At 57.7% G+C, this 14,340-nt stretch carries 10 protein-coding genes and 1 tRNA gene; 3 read left to right on the top strand and 8 right to left on the bottom strand.

Annotated features, from left to right (window positions below):
* Positions 1 to 2: 2 nt before the first annotated feature.
* The 8 genes from ACTNDJ_RS03915 to ACTNDJ_RS03880 all read right to left on the bottom strand — a co-directional run bounded on the left by ACTNDJ_RS03915 (position 3) and on the right by ACTNDJ_RS03880 (position 7,952).
* Complete coding sequence (locus ACTNDJ_RS03915) at positions 3 to 977, bottom strand: ATP-grasp domain-containing protein (RefSeq protein WP_441083379.1); 975 nt, start codon at positions 975 to 977, stop codon at positions 3 to 5.
* Positions 970 to 1,635 carry a sugar transferase gene (locus ACTNDJ_RS03910; protein ID WP_441083378.1) on the bottom strand — a complete coding sequence of 222 codons (666 nt, stop codon included), beginning with the start codon at positions 1,633 to 1,635 and terminating at the stop codon, positions 970 to 972. Before ACTNDJ_RS03910 ends, ACTNDJ_RS03915 begins: the two co-directional genes overlap by 8 nt.
* Complete coding sequence (locus ACTNDJ_RS03905) at positions 1,628 to 2,881, bottom strand: DegT/DnrJ/EryC1/StrS family aminotransferase (RefSeq protein WP_441083377.1); 1,254 nt, start codon at positions 2,879 to 2,881, stop codon at positions 1,628 to 1,630. Before ACTNDJ_RS03905 ends, ACTNDJ_RS03910 begins: the two co-directional genes overlap by 8 nt.
* A gap of 15 nt (positions 2,882 to 2,896) precedes the next feature.
* Positions 2,897 to 4,777, bottom strand: coding sequence for a polysaccharide biosynthesis protein (locus tag ACTNDJ_RS03900; RefSeq protein ID WP_441083376.1), 1,881 nt, complete (start codon positions 4,775 to 4,777; stop codon positions 2,897 to 2,899).
* An 86-nt stretch (positions 4,778 to 4,863) separates the two neighbouring features.
* The gene (gene loaP / locus ACTNDJ_RS03895; protein ID WP_441083375.1) at positions 4,864 to 5,409 is read right to left on the bottom strand and encodes an antiterminator LoaP; all 546 of its coding nucleotides are present in this window, start codon (positions 5,407 to 5,409) and stop codon (positions 4,864 to 4,866) included.
* A gap of 785 nt (positions 5,410 to 6,194) precedes the next feature.
* A tRNA-Ala gene (locus ACTNDJ_RS03890) sits at positions 6,195 to 6,270 on the bottom strand.
* Between the two features lie 341 nt (positions 6,271 to 6,611).
* Positions 6,612 to 7,253 (bottom strand): thiamine diphosphokinase, encoded by a 642-nt coding sequence (locus tag ACTNDJ_RS03885; RefSeq protein WP_441083374.1) that lies wholly within the window; start codon positions 7,251 to 7,253, stop codon positions 6,612 to 6,614.
* 9 nt (positions 7,254 to 7,262) lie between these two features.
* Positions 7,263 to 7,952, bottom strand: coding sequence for an HAD family hydrolase (locus ACTNDJ_RS03880; protein ID WP_441083373.1), 690 nt, complete (start codon positions 7,950 to 7,952; stop codon positions 7,263 to 7,265).
* Between the two features lie 331 nt (positions 7,953 to 8,283).
* Between ACTNDJ_RS03880 and glgB the strand changes: the two genes are divergently transcribed.
* From glgB to ACTNDJ_RS03865, 3 genes are all read left to right on the top strand, one after another.
* Positions 8,284 to 10,563: a 1,4-alpha-glucan branching protein GlgB gene (glgB, locus tag ACTNDJ_RS03875; RefSeq protein WP_441083410.1), complete on the top strand. Its 2,280-nt coding sequence runs from the start codon at positions 8,284 to 8,286 to the stop codon at positions 10,561 to 10,563.
* 93 nt (positions 10,564 to 10,656) lie between these two features.
* Positions 10,657 to 13,083: a glycogen/starch/alpha-glucan phosphorylase gene (locus ACTNDJ_RS03870; RefSeq protein ID WP_441048450.1), complete on the top strand. Its 2,427-nt coding sequence runs from the start codon at positions 10,657 to 10,659 to the stop codon at positions 13,081 to 13,083.
* A gap of 105 nt (positions 13,084 to 13,188) precedes the next feature.
* Positions 13,189 to 14,337: a glucose-1-phosphate adenylyltransferase gene (locus tag ACTNDJ_RS03865; RefSeq protein WP_441083372.1), complete on the top strand. Its 1,149-nt coding sequence runs from the start codon at positions 13,189 to 13,191 to the stop codon at positions 14,335 to 14,337.
* Positions 14,338 to 14,340: the final 3 nt, after the last annotated feature.

Here is a 14,340-nt window from a genome sequence, read left to right as displayed (position 1 = left end):
CGCTATCCCCTCAGCGTCATTATCTCGTTGTACTTCATCATCACGATCCCCTCGTCGTACTCCCCAATACGCGGCTTGTTGGCCACCCCGTCGAGGTTGTTGACGATGAGCTCGATGTGGTCGCACCCGGACTCGTAGGCGTGCGGGTAGCCTCCGCCGAAGCGCGGATTCACCTCAGAGATGTAGTACTCACCGCCGATATCGAAAACGTCGATGTCGACCTGGCCCCTGAAGCCGGTCTCCCCCACGAACCTCTCGATCAGCTCGAAGAGCACGGGGTCCTTGAAGGAGACGGCCTTGTCGGTCTCGCCGGCACGCATCTTGAGCTTTTTCTTAGTGAAGATGGAGACGACCTTACCGCTGACAATGTCGACGTAGACATCGGCACCGATCTCCTGGCCGTACAGGAACTCCTGGATCATGAGCCCGTCGCCCTGAGCGAGCATAAGGTCGAGGTAGTCGGCGTCCGAGACCTTGGAGATGGCGAGACTCGCGCTGCCCCTAGCGGGCTTCACGAACACGGGAAACCCGACCTCGCCGCAGTCGAGAGCTCGGTGGAACTCGGCACGGTCCATCCAGGAGCGCGCACATCGGTAGCCGTGGGAGGAGAGCCACTTGAACATCTCGAACTTGTCGAGCGCGAGCTCACAGAGTTCGTAGGAGGATCCGATGACCCTGGTCCCCACGGCCTCAAAGCGACCTGCATTCTTCGCGAGCAGGGAGAGCTCGGGGTCGATGAGGGAGAGAACACCCTTGACGTCGTTGTCCCTGCAAATCTCGAGTATGACGTCGAGGTATCCCTCGTCGGTCATACGCGGTACGATGAAGTGCTCGTCGGCCTCGTAGATGGCGGGCGCGTACTCGCTCATATCAGTAGCGAGCACCCTGCCGCGGCCCGCGAGCGAGCGCTTGAAATACTGCACGACCTTGTCGCGCGTTCCCGCGCTCAGGATGAGGATGTTGGTTCCGTTACTCATCAGCTGCTTTCCCCCTTGCGATCTCGTGGGACCTGATTTCCGCGAAGTTGCCTTCAGTTGCGGCGGTGTTGTCCGAGACGTCGCTACGGCTCAGAGCCTTGCCGATCGTTCTCAGGAAGATGTGAACATCATTGGCGAGGCCGATGCTCTCCACATACTCAGCGTCGAGCTCGAAGCGCTCGTCCCACTTGAGGGAGTTGCGCCCGTTGACCTGCGCGAGGCCGGTGAGACCGGGCCGCACACAGTGACGGAGCCTCTCGCGGTCGTTGTAGTAGGGCAGGTACTCGACCAGAAGCGGCCTCGGCCCGATGATCGCCATGTCGCCTCTCACGATGTTGAACACCTCAGGTAGCTCGTCCAGGCTCGTGGAACGCAGGGCGCGGCCGAACTTAGTCAGGCGCCGCTCGTCGGGCAACAGGTTTCCGTCGGCGTCGCGCTCGTCGGTCATCGTGCGAAACTTATATAGGTTGAACACCTTCTCGTCGCGGCCGGGGCGCGGCTGGCGGAACAACACGGGGCTGCCCAGCTTCACGCGCACGAGCACGGCCACGATGGCAAGCACCCACCAGAAGAGCGCAAGCAAGAGTAGAGAAAGCACGAGGTCTATCGCACGCTTGCCGTGACGCTGGTAGAAGGTCTCATTGCCGAGCTTACTCAAAGCAGCCCCTTACGACCTCGATGATACGGTCCTGCTGGTCGGGCGTCATCTTGTTGTCAGAGGGCAGACAGAGACCACGATGGAAGATGTCCGCGCCAACATCCAAAGGCAAGCCATCTGCGCCCGTTGCACCGCCAGAAATATACGCATTGGTCTTAGCTCGGCCACTGCCCTCTCGCGTCACGAAAGCATTCATGCGATAAATAGGCTGCATGTGCATAGGTTTCCAGATGGGGCGGCCCTCTGCGTTAATGGCAGCAATAGCCTCAAGAATCTCGGTGGGGCAGCTCTTACCAGGCTCGCTTACGTAAAGAGCCTCACTCTCGCCGCGAACCTGCTTGCACATCGCGTCGGCATCAATCAGCATGCAGGAAAGCCAAAAGTTCGGCTCGCAAACGCTGGGATCATAGGGGTTCATGCTTACCGGCAGCCCCTTGAAGCCCTCTTTGTAGCGCATGTAAATAGCCTTCTTTTGGGCAATATGCTCCTCCAGATACGGAATCTGGCCACGCACGACACCGGCAATTACATTGCTCATGCGATAGTTATAACCAAGCTCCTCATGCTGGTACCAGGGAGCGGCCTCGCGCGACTGGGTCGACCATTTGCGCGTTTTATTAGCTGCCTCTTTGCTGTCCGTCAAAAGCATGCCGCCGGCGGATCCGGTAATGATTTTATTGCCGTTAAAGCTAATGGCGCTGATGTCACCAAACGTACCAGTCTGACGACCCTTATACGTAGCACCAAGTGACTCAGCAGCATCCTCAACAAGGACAGCCCCGTGCGCATCGCAAATTGAACGAAGTTCTTCAACTTTGCCAGGAGTGCCGTAAAGATGCGCCGCCACAACAACTTTGGCAGTCGGATGCAGCTCAAAAGCCTTCTCCAGGGCGACAGGATCCATGTTCCAGGTATCGCGCTCGGTATCGATAAATACAGGGACGCCACCCTCATAAACAACTGGGTTCACCGTAGCGTCGAATGTCATATCGCTACAAAGAACCTCGTCACCAGGTTTAATACCAGCGAGCTTCATGGCAAGATGCAGCGCAGAAGTACCGCAAGAAAGGGCAACGGCATAGCCGCAACCAATCTTTTCGGCCATTAGGCGCTCGACTTCGTTGATATTCTCGCCTACCGTCGACATCCAGTTGGTCTCATATGCCTCGGTAACGTATTTGAGCTCATCGCCGTGCATGGTCGGCGAACTAAGCCAGACCTTGTTCTCAAAAGGCTTAATGTCCATCTTGGCCCCTTATCCCTAATCGTTAAACTGCGGATGATACGTAGGGACAACCTCGGCGAGAGCGGACTTAACCGTGTCGTTGTCCTTGTCGAGACAGTCATGAAGCTTCTCGAGCTTGTCTTTGATCTCTTCCATCTTGTCGGCCTCAGCTGTGGAAATGCGAATCTCGGAGTGCTCGGTAGGCAGGAGTTGCTCGTTGTCCATAAGGAGCTCCTCGTACATCTTTTCGCCAGGACGCAGGCCGACTTCTTTAATCTCGATGTCTTTGCCAGGCTTAAGACCGCTAAGCGTGATGAGGTTCACGGCAAGGTCGTAGATCTTGACCGGTTCACCCATGTCCAAAACAAAGATCTCACCGCCATGTGCCAAAGCACCGGCAGTAATGACCAGTTTGCTTGCCTCGGGGATGGTCATGAAGTAACGCGTGATGTCCTTGTGCGTAATGGTGATAGGGCCACCCTCGCGAAGCTGGCGCTTAAACAGCGGGATGACCGATCCGTGACTGCCCAGAACATTGCCAAAACGGACAGCGGTAAAGATCGTCTTACTGTTGGCCGCGTAATACTGGACGATCATCTCGTCCATACGCTTGGTGGCGCCCATTACGTTAGTGGGATTAACAGCCTTATCGGTAGAAATCTGTACGTAGTGGCTGCACTGGTACTTGTCGGCAAGGCGCACGACGTTGAGCGTGCCAAAGACGTTGTTCTCAATTGCCTCGCGGGCGTTGTGTTCCATAAGAGGAACGTGCTTGTGGGCTGCAGCGTGGAAAACAACTTGAGGATGGTACTTCTCAAAGACCTTGGCAATCGCTGGGAGATGCGTAATGGAGCCGATAAAGACTTGGATATCGGTGCCTTGATCATGAGCGGTCTTGACGATGTCGTGATACAGCTCGTAGGTAGTGTTCTCGTAAATGTCAAACAACACGATTTGCGCAGGCTTTGCCGGAAGCAGCTGACGTACAAGCTCTGAGCCAATAGATCCGCCGCCGCCCGTGACCAAAATGCGCTTACCGGTAACGTAGCCCATCTGGTTAAGGTCAAGCGACTTCTCCTCACGAGAAAGCAGGTCGCTGATCTCGACCTCACGAAGAGCAACCCTGCCTACACCATCCTGTGGAATATCGCGAACATTAGGGAGTGTGAGGACCCTAAGACCTGTCTTCATGCACAGGTCGTAAATACGCTGACGTTCTTCATGCGTGGCGCTCGGTACGGCTACGACAATCTGCTCTGCCTCGCAATCGTGTGCAATAGCGGGAATGTCCTCGCAGGTGCCGCAAACCTTAATATCGTGAATGCGCTGGTTCTGCTTATTGGGGTCGTCATCCACAACGGCAACAGGGTCACCGATCATATCGGGATCTCCGTTGAGCATACGCTTGATAGTGAGCGATCCGGTCTCGCCAGCTCCGACGATGAGTGTGCGAGGCAGATGAGCGTCGGACTTGCTTTTAAAACGCCAGAGCTGACTGCCATACATAGCGCGAATACCAAAACGGCCACCACCGCAGATAATGACCAAAATGGCCCACGCCATGACGTCCTCGCGAAGCGACATGCCCTTGCCAAAGAGTGCGCTAAAGATCACATCGCCGATAATAGAACCGACAGTTACCGCGGCAACAATACGTCCGGCTTCGGAAATGCTCGCATAGCGCCACAGGCTGCTATACATGTGGAAAAACCAAAATACGATGACGTTGATAACCGCGAGCACAGTAACTGCCGGAAATGCGCCCGCAGCCCCGCTAAATGATGCCCAATGCTGCGTTCCCCACGACGCAATAAACACCGCGAAAAAGGTCGCTGCAAAGTCATAGGCCATCAGCGCGTACGGTTCGAAGGCGCTCAGCTTCCCCTTTTGCTTTGCACTCTTTGATTCAGTGTTCAAATTAGCTCTTCTCATCCCTATTAATCCCGTTGTTTACGTCCCCGCCCCCGGGGATCCTCCCTGTCCCGTTAAACAGTCGCCTGCAGCTAGGCGATCGCCTTTTTAAGGTTTCGCATTGCGCGCTGCTCGGCTGAAAGCACGGCAAGGCCGACGCGTGTAGTTACGCGTCGGCCGCACAGGTCGAGCTCCAAATAAGCAGTGCTCTTGCGTCTGTTAATGGTTTTGATAAGGCCTTCGTGGCCCAGCAACGGACCAGCCGTCACTACGACCTGGTCGCCGTCTTTTAAGGCCTCGCTCATTGGCACAACGCGGTCTCCCGCATGAGTAAAGCTTCCAATAAGCTGGACCTCTTCTTTTGCCAGCGGCACAAACTGACCGTCCTGGGATAGCACCCGGGCAAAGTCGTCCATGCGCAGCAGATACTGTTGCACGGTGCGGGGATCTGCCGTATCGCAGATAAGATAACCGGGAAAGAGCGGCTTGGTCGTATTGACCCATTCGCCGTGTACCTTGATCTCGGTTTGAAATTGGGGATAAAAGAGCTCTTGAATGGTGCCAGCCGGCACCATGCGCTCAATGCGCTCGCGCATTACATCTTCGCGACCATTAATGACTTGGATCACATACCACACGAGCACCACCCCCTTGCTGTCTTACGTGTGGCTCACGGGGTTTAGGTATGGCTTCGCCAGGGCGCTTGTGCGCGAAGGCGCTCCATATTCAAACCCTGAGCCCAGTTAGACAAGCGCGTGGCTCTGCCCCACCGTGAACGGTATGTATAAGTGCAGTTGCTAGAGTCGCGGACGTGTATCGCAAAATGACCGCGACCCCAGCTGGCTGCGTGCGATCCAGTCAAGCGGGAACAAAACTGGATCGCACGCAAACAGCTGTAGGACTGCTGCGATTTGTCATGGAATATCGAATCGAAAGAACAGCTTGCCCGTAGACAAAACAAAGCCTTTCGATGCGAAACGCATGACGACTATTGGAGCTCGTGGTTTTTCTGGCACCGCCGTTACGGCCGGATGCCGATCGACCCCGTGCTTTGCGGCTTGTTGGAGCCGTGAACACAGTTGAACCCATGTAACGTTATTTATCCTAGCACAGCAGGTAGCCCATACGTTTTGGGGTATGTTGAGCAACATATTGGTTACTTGCCGTGGTTATGGGGGATATTGTGCCGCCTTGCACACATTGCCGCAGGTTTATAGGGGTGTATGGGTTGCTGAACACTGCCTGAGTTGTATTACTGGCGGCGTGAATTGCTCAAACTATTATGTTTGGCTAACAAACTTTGTACAAAACGGGGAGGTAATTGCGCAACTTTTTACAGGTTGATGCGAGCGTCACTTTGGTTTGTAGTGTGGACACGTATGAAAAAAGGCCTTCGGTTTACCGAAGGCCTTTGCATTCACGATGGTGGAGACGAGGGGGATCGAACCCCTGACCTCTTGACTGCCAGTCAAGCGCTCTCCCAGCTGAGCTACGCCCCCGTGACGAGGAGATACTATAGGGGAAGATTTCCTTTGATGCAAGGACTTTTTTGGGTTGTTGCCCTGCCTTACGGGTTTTCCTGGGACGGGGCTGAATTGACTGATTTTGACTTCGGCAAAATCAGTCAATTAACCCACCGTCCCGATAAAACCCTCACGCGGCGACTGCCTGCTCGCCCACCGTCCCGATAAAACCCTCACGCGGCGATTGCCTGCTCGCACACCGTCCCGATAAAACCCTCACGCGGCGATTGCCTGCTCGCCCGCCGTCCCGATAAAACCCTCACGCGGCGATTGCCTACTCGCCAACCGTCCCGATAAAACCCTCACGCCGCGGCACCTTACTTGTAGAGGTAGGCGATTGCCGTTCCTTGGTGGACTTGAATCTTGGCCGTTTTCCTTACGACATTAGAGATGCCCGTGTCAGCTAACAGGCCTAGAGGGCTGTGGTCTAGCTCCCACTCGAGACCGTGTTCGCTTACTACTGTCCCAGGGGCTATGGCGATGATGGAGAACGTCTTGCCCTCGGCACCCTCGATGGTCCACGACTCGCCTGCGTGAAGGATGCGGGCGACCACCTTGTCCTCGGCAATCCAAATGGGGGCATCCTCGTAGCCTGCCAGTAGCCCTAACACAGACAGGGCCATGTCGGGGCGGCCGCCGGTGGCGCAGGTCGCAACCACCTCGGCACCCGGCCAGCGACGGCGGACCGAATCGAGCGCCAACGCTAGATCGGTATAGTCCTTGTAGGGGTCGTGGCGCTCTACCTCAAAGGCCTCGGCGGCATCGACCAACGCGCGACCGGTGTCGCTCACCGTGTCGGCATCTCCTACATACACGTCGCAACCCAGGCCAGCGCCCAGCAGTGCATCGAGCCCGCGGTCCACGGCGACAACGTGGTCGCACTCCCCCGCTAGTCGACGCAACAGATCCGCGCTCGCCACCACCGGTGAGCCGCAAACAACTAATACTTTGCAAGCCACGGCCCTCGCCTAGCCCTTAAACGCAAGCACACGGGCCAGATCCAGGTCCTCATAGCTATCGATAAAGATATCGCAGTTATCGCGAACCTCGTCGCGCTCCATACGGCCGTGTGGGTCATAAATGCCCACCCGCTTAAAGCCTGCAGTGCCAGAGCTCTTAAGGCCAAAGACGGCGTCCTCAAACACCCACGCGCGCTCAAACTGGTGCCCGTGGCACTCCTCAAGGCGGCGCAGCGCCAGCTCGTACACATCGGGGAACTGCTTGGAGCGGCCCGCCTCGCCCGTCGTGGTAATAAACTCCATATAGGCGTCGAGCCCCGCACCCGCGAGTGCGGACTGTACCAGCTCGGCCGGCGTGGACGTGGCCACGCACATAGCAATGCCGGCCAATTTCGCCTGCTCCAAAAATGCCAGGAGCCCCTCGCGCGGCGGCACTTTGGAGTAGCCATCGATCAGGATGTCGCTCAGCTCGCGATACAGCTCCTCGCCATTTTCGCCAATGCCCCACGTGTCGTGGTAGGCCTGGCACTCGTCCTCGAGCGACAAATGCTCAAACTGGGCAAAATCGTCGACCGTTACATCAATGCCGTGACGCCGCAATAGTTCGGGCTGGGCATAGGCCCAAACGGGGGTGCTATTTACCAGTGTGCCGTCGCAATCAAAAATTAAAGCAACATTAGAGGCGGCTGTGTGGTTCATTCGCAAACCTTTCAATGTCAAATGGTAAACAACCTGCTAAAAACGTTTTACCAAACGTAAATCTAAAAATCTTGAAACCCTAATTGGTAAAACTGTCAAGAGTTTTACCATCGCAATTCTGTCAGTGGCATAAACATGGCGCTCACCGATTAAACGCCACCGTAAATCCACTTTCGTCCATAAAAGTAACGGACAGGTGTTATTGTGGTTTTTGCCGAAAGTTCCACCGTGCACGCGAGGTGGGACGACTCATAGAGCTATCGCCGTCCCTTCGATTCGTGCAGCCTTGGACCTTTCGCATCTAGTCACCAAGGCAACACGCTGCCGCGTCATGATGGGATCAAACGTGAGCGATACAAAGCTAAAGCCAGCAACCAAAAAGCCCGCTACCCGTAAAGCCGCCCCGCACGCACCGGAGCTCACCAAGGACGATGTCTATCTGTTTGGCATTGGAATGTGGGAGCGCAGCTGGGAAAAGATGGGCGCGCATCCCGACACGCAGCAGCGCACGCGCGGCTGGCGTTTTTGCGTTTGGGCGCCCGACGTTAAGAGCGTCCACGTTATCGGTGAATTTAACAATTGGGACGAACAAGCCAACCCGCTGGTGCCCGTACACACGAGCGCTATCTGGGAAGGCTTTATTCCTGGCGCCGAGCAGGGCCAGCTCTATAAATACCTCATCGAGACCAACGAGGGCGAAAAGCTCTACAAGGCCGATCCGTACGCCTTTAAGGCCGAGTGCCCTCCGGGAACGGCGAGCGTGCTGTGGACCCTCGATGGCTACCAGTGGAACGACGCCGCGTGGCTCAAGCGCCGCGCCGGCCACAACCACATGTCGCAGCCGCTCAACATCTACGAGGTGCATATTGGCTCGTGGAAGCGCCACGGAGACGAGCCACAGGGCGAGCCGGACGAGTACGGCAACTACCCCGGTCCCATGGACCCCTTCCCTGCGCAGCGCGGCGAGTTTTACACCTACGACGACCTGTCGGTGGAGCTCGTGGACTACGTGCGCGATATGGGCTACACGCATATCGAGGTCATGCCGCTTATGGAGCACCCCTTCGATGGCTCCTGGGGCTACCAGACGACCGGCTACTTTGCCGCCACGTCACGCTACGGCAACCCGCAGCAGCTCATGCACTTTATCGATGCGTGCCACGAGGCGGGCATAGGCGTGATTATGGACTGGGTGCCCGGCGGTTTTTGCGCCGACTCCCACGGCCTTGCCACCTTTAACGGCCACATGCTGTTTGAGCACGAGATTCACCCCAACTGGGGCACGCACAAGTTTGACTTCGCCCGCGGCGAGGTCCGCTCCTTCTTGGTCTCCAACGTGCTGTACTGGATCGAGAACTTCCATGTGGACGGCATTCGCATGGACGGCGTGTCCAGCATGCTGTACCTCAACTTTGGCATTGACGATCCTGGCCAAAAGAAGTTCAACAAGTACGGTACCGAGGAGGACCTGGACGCCAGCGCGTTTATCCGTCAGGTCAACTGCGCTGTTGAGGCGCACTACCCCGACGTGATGATGATGGCCGAGGAGTCCACCGCCTGGCCGCTTGTGACCTATCCGCCGCAGGACGGCGGTCTGGGCTTCCACTACAAGTGGGACATGGGCTGGATGAACGACACCCTGCACTACATGCAGACCGATTTTCCGTGGCGCCCCGGCAACCATGGCTTGCTCACGTTCTCCATTATGTACGCCTTTACCGAGAACTTTATCTGCCCGCTGAGCCATGACGAGGTCGTGCACGGCAAGTGCTCGCTCATCGGCCGCATGCCGGGTGACTGGTGGCGCCAGTTTGCCGGCCTTCGCACGCTCGCCTTCTACCAGATGACGCACCCCGGTGCCAAGCTCAACTTTATGGGCAACGAGATCGGCCAGTTTATCGAGTGGCGCTACTACGAATCTATTCAGTGGTTCTTGACCGAGCAGTATGAGACCCATGCACACCATCAGGCGTTCATTAAGGCGCTCAACCACCTGTATACCGCCGAGCCCGCCCTGTACGAGCGCGGCTACAACGACGACGGCTTTACCTGGATCGACGCGGACAACTCCAAGCAGTCCATCGTGAGCTTTGTGCGTCAGGGCGAGAACGTCGATGACGACCTCGTGATCCTGATCAACTTTGATCCGGCGGCCTACGAGAGCTTCCGTGTGGGCGTGCCGCGTGAGGGCGACTGGGAGGTCATCTTTGACTCCGACCGTCCCGAGTTTGGCGGCAGCGGCTATGCTGGCGAGGAGCCCTACACCTGCTCGAGCGAGCCCTATCCCTGGAACGGGCAGATGGACTCCATCGAGATTAAGGTGCCCAGCCTGGCAGGCGTGGTGCTTAAGCGTCGCGGCCCCAGCAGCTATAAGCCGCCCGTGGTCGAGGAGCCCAAGAAGGCGACCCGCAAGCGTGCGTCCTCGGTAAAGCCCAAGCCAGCGGCCGCCAAGAAGGCTCCGGCCAAGGCAAAGGCCACGACGACCAAGGCCAAGGCTAAGGCCGCCGCAAAGCCCACTGCCAAGGCTACCGCGACCAAGAAGCCGGCTGCCAAAAAGGCCGCTACCAAAGCCAAGTCTGCTTCTGTTAAGTCGTCACCTAAGGATGCGTAACAAAGGCGTTACCACTGTAATTTCCCGCCCCGCGGGGGCGTAGGATACAAGTCACAGCCGTTCCGGGAGAAACATCCCCGGGGGAAGGAACGTATGAATAAGATCTTCGACAACAAGCAGGAGTTTACCGAGCTCTATCGCGATGCCGTCATGAGCATTAGCGGCAAGAGCGTCGAGGCCGCCAGCGACCTGGATCGCTTTAACGCCCTGGCCAAGCTCGTGGCCGAGAAGGCCCGCACCGTTGCCACCAAGAGCGACGCCCGCGCCACCGCCGAGGGCAAGAAGCGTGTGTACTACTTCTCGATCGAGTTTTTGATCGGCCGCCTGCTCGACAACTACCTGCTCAACTTTGGCGTGCGCGACATGGTCGCCGAGGCGCTCGACGATATGGGCCTTGACCTGTCCGTCATCGAGAGCCAGGAGCCCGATCCGGCGCTGGGCAACGGTGGCCTGGGTCGTCTGGCCGCATGCTTCCTGGATTCCATGGCAGCCGAGGGCATTGCCGGCTACGGCAACGGCATGCGCTACCGCTACGGCCTGTTTAAACAGGAGATCGTCAATGGCAGCCAGGTCGAAACCACCGACGAGTGGCTCACCAACGGCTATCCCTGGGAGGTCCGTCGTCAGGACAAGGCCGTGACCATTAAGTTTGGTGGCCGCGTCGAGGGCTTTGAGGAGAACGGCCGCACGTTCTATCGAACCGTGGACACGCAGGACATCCTGGCCGTCCCTTATGACATCCCCGTGGTGGGCTATGCCGGCGAGACCGTCAACAAGCTGCGCGTCTGGGCCGCTGAGCCGGTCGAGGAGCACTTCGATTTGGAGGCCTTCAACCGCGGCGACTACGCCCTGGCCGACGCCGAGCGCGCCGAGGCCGAGGCCATCAGCGCCATCCTCTACCCCAACGACGCCGGCGAGCACGGCCGTCTGCTGCGTCTGAAGCAGGAATACCTGTTTGTCTCGGCCGGTATCTATAGCCTGCTCGACACCTTTGAGAAGGAGCACGGCGCGAACTGGGAGCTGCTGCCGCAGTTTGTGGCCATCCACACCAACGATACGCACCCCGCCATGTGCGGCCCCGAGCTCATGCGCATCCTCATCGACGAGAAGAAGCTCGAGTGGGATGACGCCTGGAACATCGTGACGCAGGTCGTGAGCTACACCAACCACACCATCCTGCCCGAGGCCCTGGAAAAATGGCCCATCGGCACGTTCTCCAAGCTCCTCCCCCGTGTGTACCAGATCATCGACGAGATCAGCCGTCGTTGGCATGAGTCGTTCGATACTACGCAGGAGGGCTGGCAGGAGCGTCTGCGCCAGACCGCCATCCTATGGGACGGCGAGGTTCGCATGGCCAACCTGTCCGTGATCTGCAGCCACAGCGTCAACGGCGTGGCCAAGATTCACTCCGATATCATTAAGAACAATGTGCTCAAGGACTTCTATGCCCTGACGCCCGAGAAGTTCAACAACAAGACCAACGGCATCTCGCACCGTCGCTTCTTTGCCGAGGCCAACCCCACCTACGCCAAGCTCGTGACCGAGGCCATTGGCGACGGCTGGCTGAAGGACGCCTTTGAGCTGGAGAAACTTAAAGGTTTTCAGAACGACACCGAGTTCCTGAAGGCCGTGGGTGCCTCCAAGCGCACCAATAAGGAGCGTCTTGCCGCCTACGTTAAGGCAGAGACCGGTCTGGTTATTGACCCCAACACCGTCTTCGATGTTCAGGTAAAGCGTTTTCATGCCTACAAGCGCCAGCTCATGAACATCATGAAGGTGATGGACATCTACAACCGTCGCATCGCCAATCCCAACTTCCACGTGACACCGACGACCTTTATCTTTAGCGGCAAGGCTGCCTCGAGCTACACCTTTGCCAAGGAGACCATCCGCCTGATCAACTCGGTGGCCGAGGTCATCAACAACGACCCGCGCGTCAACGAAGTCATGAAGGTCTGCTTTATCCCCAACTTCCGCGTGAGCAACGCACAGCTCATCTACCCTGCCGCCGAGATTTCGGAGCAGATTTCCACAGCTGGCAAGGAGGCCTCGGGCACGTCCAACATGAAGCTCATGATGAACGGCGCCATTACGCTGGGCACCCTCGACGGCGCCAACATCGAAATCGCCGATTTGGCCGGCCGCGAGAACGAGGCGATCTTTGGCCTGACCGCTCCCGAGGTCGAGCAGCTCTGGGCATCGAACAGCTACTTTGCGTGGGATACGCTCAACAATGATCGCGAACGTCTGGGCCGCGTGATGGATGAGCTCAAGGACAACACGTTTGCCGGCCTTTCGGGCAACTTTGAGAGCATCTACAACGAGCTTATGAACAACAACGACCCCGATCTGGTCATGGCAGACTTCCGCAGCTACGTGGATGCATGGGAGAAGCTCACGGGCAGCTATGGCGACCAGGAGACCTGGAACCGCAAGGCCCTGCTCAACACCGCCTCGAGCGGCTGGTTCTCGAGTGACCGCACCATTCGCGAGTACCGCGACGAGATCTGGCACGCTTAAAGGCCGCGAGTTCCCTTTGCCGCACGGCATTACTCGACGGGCGCGACCGAGCGCCGCGCCCGTCGCTAATGGGTTTAGGAACATCGATGACAGAAGGAGAAATCGATGAGTAAGAAAGAATGCATCGCGATGCTCCTCGCAGGAGGACAGGGAAGCCGATTGGGGGCACTCACCCAAAAGATCGCTAAACCGGCGGTTAGCTTTGGTGGCAAGTTCCGCATTATCGACTTTTCGCTGTCTAACTGCTCCAATTCGGGCATCGACACGGTGGGCGTTCTGACGCAGTATCGTCCCTACCTGCTGCATGCCTACGTGGGCTCTGGCGAGGCGTGGGATCTGGACAGCCGCGACGGTGGCGTGTCGATCCTGCCGCCGTACGAGACGCAAACCGGTGGCGCATGGTATGCGGGCACGGCCGACGCCATCACGCAGAACCTCGACTACATCAAGTCCAACGACCCCAAGTACGTCCTGATTCTTTCGGGCGATCATCTGTATCGCATGGACTACCGCAAGATGCTCAAGACGCACATTGAGAACAACGCCGACCTCACGGTGAGCGTTATGCCCGTGCCGTGGGAGGAGGCTAGCCGCTTTGGCATCCTGACCACCGACCCCGAGGACGGCCGCATCACCAAGTTCACGGAGAAGCCCGAGAAGCCCGATTCGAACCTCGCGTCCATGGGCATCTACATCTTCTCGGCCGACGTGCTGGTCAAGGCGCTCGAGGAGGACGCTCTGGACCAGCGCTCGAGCCACGACTTTGGCAAGGACATCATCCCCAAGCTGCTCGGCGAGAACAAGCGCCTGTACAGCTACGAGTTCCACGGCTTCTGGAAGGATGTTGGCACCATCGCCAGCTTCCACGAGACCTCGATGGACCTGCTGGGCAACAACCCCGAGTTCGATCTGTTTGACAAGAGCTTCCCCATCATGTCCAACATCACCACGCGTCCGCCGCACTACATTGGCCCGGACGGTCGCCTGGACGACTGCCTGGTCTCCAATGGTTGCAAGATCTACGGCACCGCTCGCCACTCGATCCTTTCGACCGATGTCATCATCGAGGAGCGCGCCGTGGTCGAGGACTCCGTGCTGCTGCCGGGTGCGCATGTTAAGAGCGGCGCGCACATTTGCCGCGCTATTTTGGGCGAGAACTCCACGGTCGAAGAGGGCGTGAAGCTCGGCTCTGTCGATACCACCAAGGATACGGCCGTCGTTGGAAATGACGTCGTTGTCGGGAAGGGGGAATGATCC

It is taken from the genome of Collinsella sp. HCP3S3_D1 (assembly GCF_052064015.1).
Classification (GTDB): domain Bacteria; phylum Actinomycetota; class Coriobacteriia; order Coriobacteriales; family Coriobacteriaceae; genus Collinsella.
Note: the sequence above shows the minus strand (reverse complement) of the source record. Positions and strands in the feature narration are given on the sequence as shown.

Coding starts and splice junctions, on each gene's coding strand:
- glgB (WP_441083410.1), top strand. CDS start 8,284: ATGATGGGATCAAACGTGAGCGATACAAAGCTAAAGCCAGCAACCAAA.
- ACTNDJ_RS03870 (WP_441048450.1), top strand. CDS start 10,657: ATGAATAAGATCTTCGACAACAAGCAGGAGTTTACCGAGCTCTATCGC.
- ACTNDJ_RS03915 (WP_441083379.1), bottom strand. CDS start 977: ATGAGTAACGGAACCAACATCCTCATCCTGAGCGCGGGAACGCGCGAC.
- ACTNDJ_RS03880 (WP_441083373.1), bottom strand. CDS start 7,952: ATGAACCACACAGCCGCCTCTAATGTTGCTTTAATTTTTGATTGCGAC.
- ACTNDJ_RS03905 (WP_441083377.1), bottom strand. CDS start 2,881: ATGGACATTAAGCCTTTTGAGAACAAGGTCTGGCTTAGTTCGCCGACC.
- ACTNDJ_RS03865 (WP_441083372.1), top strand. CDS start 13,189: ATGAGTAAGAAAGAATGCATCGCGATGCTCCTCGCAGGAGGACAGGGA.